This is a genomic window from Caballeronia sp. M23-90 (assembly GCF_053574605.1).
The window spans coordinates 1-6,890 of the sequence record NZ_JBSIPA010000359.1 but is presented as its reverse complement, the minus strand read 5'-3'; the positions used below and the strand labels follow the sequence as shown (position 1 = coordinate 6,890).

At 60.7% G+C, this 6,890-nt stretch carries 8 protein-coding genes; 1 reads left to right on the top strand and 7 read right to left on the bottom strand.

The features are described from left to right. Window positions 1-267: NUDIX domain-containing protein (locus ACRXB1_RS26645; protein ID WP_449493735.1), on the top strand; the 267-nt coding region annotated here is incomplete at its 5' end. Here the strand turns inward: ACRXB1_RS26645 and ACRXB1_RS26640 are convergent. The 7 genes from ACRXB1_RS26640 to lptB all read right to left on the bottom strand — a co-directional run bounded on the left by ACRXB1_RS26640 (window position 264) and on the right by lptB (window position 6,765). Next, window positions 264-896: an LON peptidase substrate-binding domain-containing protein gene (locus ACRXB1_RS26640; RefSeq protein ID WP_449493734.1), complete on the bottom strand. Its 633-nt coding sequence runs from the start codon at window positions 894-896 to the stop codon at window positions 264-266. The two genes, ACRXB1_RS26645 and ACRXB1_RS26640, sit on opposite strands and share 4 nt — an antisense overlap. A 35-nt stretch (window positions 897-931) precedes the next feature. Then, a complete protein-coding gene (rapZ, locus tag ACRXB1_RS26635; RefSeq protein WP_062168901.1) occupies window positions 932-1,828 on the bottom strand; it encodes an RNase adapter RapZ in 897 nt (298 codons plus the stop codon). Between the two features lie 72 nt (window positions 1,829-1,900). Then, on the bottom strand, window positions 1,901-2,869 hold the full coding sequence (gene hprK / locus ACRXB1_RS26630; RefSeq protein WP_031357600.1) for an HPr(Ser) kinase/phosphatase: 969 nt from the start codon (window positions 2,867-2,869) through the stop codon (window positions 1,901-1,903). Window positions 2,870-3,032: 163 nt separating this feature from the next. Beyond that, window positions 3,033-3,488 (bottom strand): PTS IIA-like nitrogen regulatory protein PtsN, encoded by a 456-nt coding sequence (gene ptsN, locus ACRXB1_RS26625; protein WP_061998368.1) that lies wholly within the window; start codon window positions 3,486-3,488, stop codon window positions 3,033-3,035. A 400-nt stretch (window positions 3,489-3,888) separates the two neighbouring features. Continuing rightward, complete coding sequence (gene hpf / locus ACRXB1_RS26620) at window positions 3,889-4,242, bottom strand: ribosome hibernation-promoting factor, HPF/YfiA family (RefSeq protein WP_056357928.1); 354 nt, start codon at window positions 4,240-4,242, stop codon at window positions 3,889-3,891. A gap of 172 nt (window positions 4,243-4,414) precedes the next feature. After that, entirely contained in the window at window positions 4,415-5,932 is a 1,518-nt protein-coding gene (locus tag ACRXB1_RS26615; protein WP_061998369.1) for an RNA polymerase factor sigma-54, read from the bottom strand. A 167-nt stretch (window positions 5,933-6,099) separates the two neighbouring features. Beyond that, on the bottom strand, window positions 6,100-6,765 hold the full coding sequence (gene lptB / locus ACRXB1_RS26610; RefSeq protein WP_449493733.1) for an LPS export ABC transporter ATP-binding protein: 666 nt from the start codon (window positions 6,763-6,765) through the stop codon (window positions 6,100-6,102). Window positions 6,766-6,890 lie beyond the last annotated feature (125 nt).

Genomic DNA, 6,890 nt, shown 5'->3' with positions numbered 1-6,890 from the left:
AGCCTTCCCGAAGCCGCAGATGAAGACGCTCTGATTGCCGTCGCGCACAGCCTCGGCGGCACGGACACGCTTCAGCGCCTGAGCCCGTTCACGCATACGTTCACGCATTTCAAGCTGGACATTGAGCCGCGTCTTGGGCGCGCGGATGCCGCAGCAGAACTCGCCGACAACCACACGGTCTGGGCGCCGTTATCGAATATCGATGCTTACGGCGTGCCGGCGCCGGTGCGCAAACTCCTCGACGCGCTGCAGGGCTCGCTGCTTTAAAGCAACTGGTGCTGCTGCATGTAGTGATGCACCACGTCGATACGTGCCGCAGCATCTTCCAGTTCCATCAGCTTTTGCCGGGCGCGCATGGGTATTGGCAGAATCTCGGACAAACGGTTCGATACCCACGTCGGGTCATCGAGCAGGAACGGTTCGATGAAGGGCAGGTCCTTCGGGTCACGCGCCTTGATTGCTTCGATGATCCGCTCCAGAACCTCCGCGCACGCACCGAACTTCACCAGCGCTTCGGCGTTTTCCAGCGGCGCGTCGTCGCCAATCGTCTCCGCCACGCCGACCATCAGGTTGCTCGGGTCCACGCGATGCGAAAGCAGCCGGAACCGCGTCGTGCCGCGCGCCTGGATCAGCAGCATGCCGAACGTGTCCACGTCGCATTGCGTGATTTCGGCCAGGCATCCAATGCTTTCCGGCACGGATGGATCTCCCGGCGACGCGATCTCGTTCCCGCTTTTCAGCAAGCAGACGCCAAACGGCGTGCCCTCGCGCAGGCACGCGCGCGCCATGTCGAGATAACGCGCTTCGAAGATCTTCAGAGGGAGATGGCCACCGGGAAACAGCACGGTGTGCAGGGGAAACAGCGGCAGGTCGGAGAGAAGGGGATTGGTGGACATCGCACGCTTCTTCTAAAAAGGCCGCCCGAAGGCGATCAGGTTTGCAAGGGTGCGACGTTTCCATCGACGGCGATGGGTGCGTCGCGATGCCGCACGATCACATTGGCGCTTTCGCCGAAACGCGCGGCCAGCGTCTGGGCGATGAACACCGAGCGGTGCTGGCCGCCCGTGCAGCCGATCGCGACCGTGAGGTAACTGCGGTTGTCTTCGCGAAACTGCGGCAACCATTTCGCAATGAACGTGCCGACGTCGTCGATCATCTGATGAACCATCGGCTGGGCCGACAGGAAATCGATCACCGGCTGGTCCAGGCCCGTCAGCGGCCGCAGCTCGCGGTCGTAATAGGGATTGGGGAGCGTGCGGACATCGAAGACGAAATCGGCGTCGAGTGGCACGCCGCGCTTGAATCCGAACGACTCGAACATCAGCGTCAGCCCGGCCGTTTCCTGCTCCACGAAGCTTTTCACCCACGCGCGCAACACGTTCGCGCGCAGGTTGCTGGTGTCGATCTGATGGCCGAATTCCGCGAGCCCTGACACCAGTTCGCGTTCCCGTTCGATCGCTTCGCCAAGCGACGTGTGCAGGCCGACGTCGGCGTCGTGCGTGGGCGAACCGGACAAGGGGTGACGGCGGCGCGTCTCGGAAAAACGCTGGATCAGCGACTGCGTGCTGGCGTTGAGGAACAGCACGCGCACATCGAAGGATTGCGTGAGACCGTTGATGATGGCCGGGACTTCGTCGAGCGAACGGCTGGAACGGGCGTCGATGGCAACCGCGAGGCGCGCCTGCCCTTTGGAGTCGAGATACGTTGCAAGCTCGGGCAAGAAGCGCGGCGGCAAGTTGTCGACGCAATAGTAACCGGCGTCTTCGAGCGCGTTCAAGGCGACGGATTTGCCGGAGCCGGAAATGCCGGTAATCAGGATGATGCGCATGAATGAGGACTCGTCAGAATGGGCGAAAGTTCGGGTCCAGACGTCGCGGGCTTGGTGCTCGATATCAGCCGGTCAGATCAGCTTGCCGGGGAACTGGCTCTCCGGGTCCTGCATGGCAAGACGCTGACGATCCATGAAGTCCCGCAAGGTATCGATACCCCGCAGTTGCAGGATCGTGTTGCGCACTGCGGCTTCGACGAGCACGGCGAGATTTCGGCCGGCCGCCACCTGAATGGTGACTTTGCTGATCGGCAAGCCGAGCACATCGACCGCCTGGCTTTCCAGCGGCAGGCGCTGGAATTCGCCGTCCGGCCGGCGCACGAGCTGAACGATCAGCTTGAGCTTCATTTTCCGCCGAACCGCGGTTTCACCAAAGATGGTCTTGATGTCCAGCAAGCCAAGGCCGCGGACTTCGAGCAGGTTCTGCAGCAGCGGCGGGCACCGTCCTTCGACAAAATCCGGACCTAGGCGCACGAAGTCTACGGCGTCGTCCGCGACAAGACCGTGACCACGGCTGATCAACTCAAGCCCGAGTTCGCTTTTGCCGAGTCCCGAGTCGCCCGTCAGCAGCACGCCCATGCCGAGGATATCGAGAAACACGCCATGAAGCGTGGCGCGCGGCGCGAGGATCCGCGACATGTAGAGCCGCAGGCTGTCGATCACAGCTGCCGCCGACATGCGCGTGGTGAACAGCGGCGTGGACGAGCGCGTGCAGCGCAGAACCAGTTCCGGTGGCGCCCCGACTTCGCCCGCAACTACCAGGAAAGGCGGTTCTAGCGCGATCAGCTCGGCCATGTTGCGCGAGCGATCTTCGTCGGACTGACGCTGGTAATAGGTGATTTCGGCGTCGCCGAGCACCTGGATTCGGTTGGGGTGAATCAGGTTCAAGTGGCCGACCAGATCGGCACTCGATGTTGCATTGGCGACCGTCTCTGTCGAGAAGCCGCGTTCCCAGCCTTCGTGACCCGTCAGCCAGCTCAGTTTGAGCGCGGCCGCGTTGTCGTCGAAAATACTCTGGGCATTGATGCTGGACGTATCCATGAGGCCGGAACTCCGTGAGGGGCCGCGAGCGCTGGGCGACCGAGAGGGCCGGGGTTGGCCCTTTCAGTGCTCCGCTCAATAGGACTGATTGTGCGCTAGAAGGGCCGCCGGCGCGAGAGGGCTGCTCGCGCCGTATGCGTGGTTTCGAGCAGATTTGACGGGTTCAGGCCTGCCATTGCGTGAGAAGCTGGTGCAGCGCCTCACGGTTTTCTTCGGTGTTCAGGCGTTCACGCGTGTCCCGATCGGACAATAACTGTGCAATCTCCGACAGGATTTCGAGGTGTTGCTGCGTGGCCTGCTCGGGCACGAGCAAAAAGATCAGCAGCGACACAGGCTGACCATCTGGCGACTCGAAGGCGATCGGCTCGGCGAGGCGCACGAAAGCGGCGAGCGGATGCTTCAGGCCCTTGATGCGTCCGTGGGGGATGGCAACGCCTTCGCCCAGACCGGTCGAGCCGAGGCGCTCGCGCGCGAAGAGATTGTCGGTAACGGTGCTGCGGCCAATGCCGTTCTGATTCTCGAAGATCAGGCCCGCTTGCTCGAATACACGTTTCTTGCTGGTGACGGACAGTCCGAGGACGACATTTTCGAGGGGAAGAAATTTGGCTAAACGATTCATGTTGGCAGGCAGATGCGTGGCCTGAATTCTCCTCACGGTGGCGACTTCAGAAGCTCGAAATGGCACTGAGCGCGCACGGCGATTTTGGTTAGGAATGCGCGGAAGACCCAATTTCAGCCTCGACCCGCTCGTTTCATTCCGATTAACAACCCCGGTATTACCCGGACCATTATAGAACAGCGTCATCAGCGATGGTGCGGCGCGCAATACGGCGCCAACGTTTGGTACCACCAACGCAACACCGCAACTGCCGGAGACAAAAAAGCCGCCTGCTGTCAGGCGGCTGCTGTGGGAAGGCGGGTTCGGTGCTGCTTGTCCGAACCCGGCGCATCAGGAAAATCCTTCAAGCTGATGCGCTGCCCACGCTTTCGATACAAACCTCTAAAACGTGCCCGGCAACTTACGGCGCAGGCGCTTCGCTTTCTTGCGGTTCGTACTTCATTGTTGCATGCGCATGGCCCTGGATCTTGTCCTTATGGCGCAGGACCTGCCGATCCAGCTTGTCGACCATCAGGTCGATTGCTGCGTACATATCAACGTCACAACTTTCGATGAAGATGTCCTTGCCCTTCAGGTGCAGGTTGATTTCGACCTTCTGCCGCTTGTCCTTTTCCCTATGATTGTCGACCGAGAGGACCACACTGCCGTCGATCACCTGATCGAAGTGCCGAAGCACTCTATCCAGTTTGGTGATCACATATTCTCGCAACGCAGGCGTCAATTCGAGATGGTGTCCACTGATCTGCAGATTCATAGTTGCTCTCCAAGCTAATGGCCGCCTGGTCGCTTGTGCGCTGCTGAAAACCGGTCGCTGCGCCCGTGGTTGGCCATTGTTGCTGATGGCTGAACGGATCGGGAACGCATCGGCCGGCTCGTTCGCGTGTTCGCGACGCGGCCGGTAAAGGCCCGCCGCAACATGCAGCGGGCTACAGAGACTTTCGCAGGTTCACTGCCGGAATTTTCAGGGCTTCGCGATATTTGGCCACCGTGCGGCGTGCCACCACGAACCCTTGTTCCGCCAGCAATTCGGCGATGCGGCTGTCTGAAAGAGGAGATTTTGAGTCTTCGGCTCCTATCAGTTGCTTGATGAGTGCCCGGATCGCCGTTGACGATGCCGCGCCACCCGTGTCGGTAGAAACGTGCGATCCGAAGAAGTACTTGAATTCAAGCGTCCCGAACGGGGTCAGCATGTACTTGCCGGTTGTCACACGTGAGACAGTGGATTCGTGTAAACCCAGCGTATCAGCAATCTCCCTCAAAACCAAGGGCCGCATTGCAATTTCACCGTGCGCGAAAAAGTTCTTCTGACGCTCCACAATTGCTTGCGCCACGCGAAGAATTGTCTCGAATCTTTGTTGAATATTCTTAATTAACCAGCGTGCTTCCTGCAGTTGCTGACGCAACGAACCGCTGCCCGGATCACCGCGATTGTTGCGCAGAATATTCGCGTAAAGGTGATTGATTCGCAGCCGAGGAACGATTTCCGGATTCAATTCCGCAGTCCATCCGCTCGACATCTTGCGCACCAGAATGTCGGGAACCACGTAATCCGCCTCGCTCTTGCCGAACGCCGCACCGGGAAATGGTTCGAGCGAACGGATCAGCAGGTGGGCGTCCCGCAATGCGTCATCGGAGGCTTTGAGCTGCTTGCGAAGGCGCGTGAAATCGCGCGCGGCGAGCAGCTCGAGATGATGCATGACGATATCCAGCGCCAGCGTCCTGATAGGCGTCGATTCGAGCCTGAGAAGCTGCAGCTTGAGACATTCCGATGCCGAACGCCCGCCGACACCCGGCGGATCGAAACTTTGCAGCAGTGCGAGCGCAGCGCTCAACTCGTCGAGATCGACTTCGAGTTCGTCGGGCAGGTCGGCCTTCACTTCATCGAGTGAGGACGTGAGGTAACCGTCTTCGTCGAGCGATTCGATCAGGAACGTGATCAGCGCACGATCGCGCTGATTGGCCTTTGTCATGCGCAACTGCGACATCAGGTGATCGCGCAGCGTGGTCGTGGATTCGTGGATTTGCAGCGGGGGCAGGTCATCGTCGTCCGAACCGCTGTTCGAGCGGCCGTAGTCCTCCAGGTTCCACGAACTGGAATCCGGGCCGTTGTCCGACGAACTCATGCCGTTGTATTCGTCGACGCCCTGCGGCTCGCCGTTTTCCGAGCGCTCGGTCGTGCTGCTGCTCGACGACGTGCCGTTGCTCATCATGGGCTCGGGCGCGCTCACCGAAGCGCCTGTGGTGATCAGCGAGCCGTCTGCCGCCACGCGCAACGGACTGGTGGTCCAGTCGTCCTCGTTTTCGAGCAACGGGTTCTGCGCGACAGCCATCGCGACTTCCTGCTGCAATTCGAGCGTCGACAACTGCAGCAGCCGGATGGACTGCTGCAGTTGTGGGGTCAGCGCAAGATGCTGCGATAGGCGTAGTTGGAGGCTGGCTTTCATGGCAAGGTTTTAATCATTGTAGAGAGTTTGCCACGGGCGCGAAACCTCGCGGGGATCGGCCAAAAACAAGCGTGCCGCCCGCGGGCGGCACGTAAGAATTGCTGGCGGTGCTCCAGACCCCTGCTTTCCAGCCCATCGGGCTGGCGCCGGGCGCGGAGCCCACGCCGTCACATGCGGAAATGTTCGCCGAGATACACGCGTCGCACGCTCTCGTTTTCGATGATGTCGCTCGGCGCGCCGGCCGCGAGCACGCTGCCGTCGCTGATGATGTACGCGTGATCGCAAATGCCGAGCGTCTCACGCACGTTGTGGTCGGTGATCAGCACGCCGATGTTCCGCTGCTTCAGGAACTTCACGATCTTCTGGATTTCCAGCACGGCGATAGGATCGACGCCGGCAAACGGTTCGTCCAGCAGGATGAAAGCCGGATTGGTAGCAAGCGCGCGGGCGATTTCCACGCGACGGCGTTCACCGCCTGAAAGCGAGAGCGCCGGGTTCGCACGCAAATGTGCGATCTGCAGTTCGTCCAGCAAGGCTTCTGCACGATCCGTTATGGCTTGCTTGGAAAGCGGCTTGTCGTTCTCGCCGGTCTGCAGTTCGAGCACGGCGCGAATGTTCTGCTCGACGGTGAGCTTGCGGAAAACCGATGCTTCCTGCGGCAGGTAGGACAGTCCGAGGCGCGCTCGCTGGTGAATCGGCAACAGGCTGATGGACGTGCCATCGAGTTCGATTTCGCCGGCATCGAGCGGAACGAGGCCCACGATCATGTAGAACGAGGTGGTCTTGCCCGCGCCGTTCGGCCCGAGCAGCCCGACCACTTCGCCGCTTTTCAAGCGGCTTGTCGTTCTCGCCGGTCTGCAGTTCGAGCACGGCGCGAATGTTCTGCTCGACGGTGAGCTTGCGGAAAACCGATGCTTCCTGCGGCAGGTAGGACAGTCCGAGGCGCGCTCGCTGGTGA

Coding starts and splice junctions, on each gene's coding strand:
- ACRXB1_RS26640 (WP_449493734.1), bottom strand. CDS start 896: ATGTCCACCAATCCCCTTCTCTCCGACCTGCCGCTGTTTCCCCTGCAC.
- rapZ (WP_062168901.1), bottom strand. CDS start 1,828: ATGCGCATCATCCTGATTACCGGCATTTCCGGCTCCGGCAAATCCGTC.
- hprK (WP_031357600.1), bottom strand. CDS start 2,869: ATGGATACGTCCAGCATCAATGCCCAGAGTATTTTCGACGACAACGCG.
- ptsN (WP_061998368.1), bottom strand. CDS start 3,488: ATGAATCGTTTAGCCAAATTTCTTCCCCTCGAAAATGTCGTCCTCGGA.
- hpf (WP_056357928.1), bottom strand. CDS start 4,242: ATGAATCTGCAGATCAGTGGACACCATCTCGAATTGACGCCTGCGTTG.
- ACRXB1_RS26615 (WP_061998369.1), bottom strand. CDS start 5,932: ATGAAAGCCAGCCTCCAACTACGCCTATCGCAGCATCTTGCGCTGACC.